Raw genomic sequence first — 730 nt, forward strand, 5'->3', positions numbered from 1 at the left:
CCGGACGAATTCGGCGCCTACGTCCAGTCCGAACTGGTCAAATGGGCCGGCGTCGTCAAGGCGTCGGGCGCCCGGGTCGACTAGGACGATTCGACATTCACCGCAGCCATATGATTGAGGCGGCGAGGTGAATGAAGGCGAGGAAGTGATGAGCTCGTCGATCGTATCGTGTGGCGAAACGCCTGAAATGCTTGAGCTTGTTGAAGCAGCGCTCGATGAGGTTCCGTTGCTTGTAGATGCCCCGATCATGGGGAATTGGGTTTTTCCGGGAACGGGTTGATGGGATTACGGCCTCGGCTCCCATGTCGGCGATAGCCTGCCGCAAGTCATTGTTGTCGTAGGCCTTGTCGGCCAGGACGGCCTGAGCCTCGAAGCCATCGAGCAGAGCCTTGGCTGCAAGATTGTCATGGCGTTGGCCGGCGTCGAGTTTGAAGCGCAAGGGTCGGCCCGAGGTGTCGCAGACCATGTGAACCTTGGTGGTCAGTCCTCCTCGGGAACGCCCCATAGCCTGAGACTGGGCCCCCCTTTTCCGCTCGCGGCCTGCTGGTGGACCCGAACCAATGTGGTGTCGAGCATCAGGTATTTGTTGTCGCGATCCTTGATCAGATCGTCGAACACCTTCTCCCAGATCCCTTTCCTCGCCCAACGGCTGAACCGCGTGTGCACGGTCTTCCACTTGCCGTATCGCTCAGGGAGATCCGGCCAGTGCGCACCTGACCTCAGGACCCAA

Annotated in this window: 2 protein-coding genes; both read right to left on the reverse strand. The window is 60.0% G+C overall.

What is annotated here, in order from left to right; genetic code table 11:
* Positions 1-97: 97 nt before the first annotated feature.
* The gene (locus DM995_RS19280; RefSeq protein WP_232824567.1) at positions 98-583 is read right to left on the reverse strand and encodes an IS5 family transposase; all 486 of its coding nucleotides are present in this window, start codon (positions 581-583) and stop codon (positions 98-100) included.
* A partial coding sequence (locus DM995_RS22560) for a transposase (RefSeq protein ID WP_232824568.1) occupies positions 481-730 on the reverse strand: 250 nt, incomplete at its 5' end. The genes DM995_RS19280 and DM995_RS22560, both read right to left, overlap by 103 nt.

This window comes from Blastomonas sp. UPD001, from assembly GCF_003426715.1.
Taxonomy (GTDB): domain Bacteria; phylum Pseudomonadota; class Alphaproteobacteria; order Sphingomonadales; family Sphingomonadaceae; genus Blastomonas.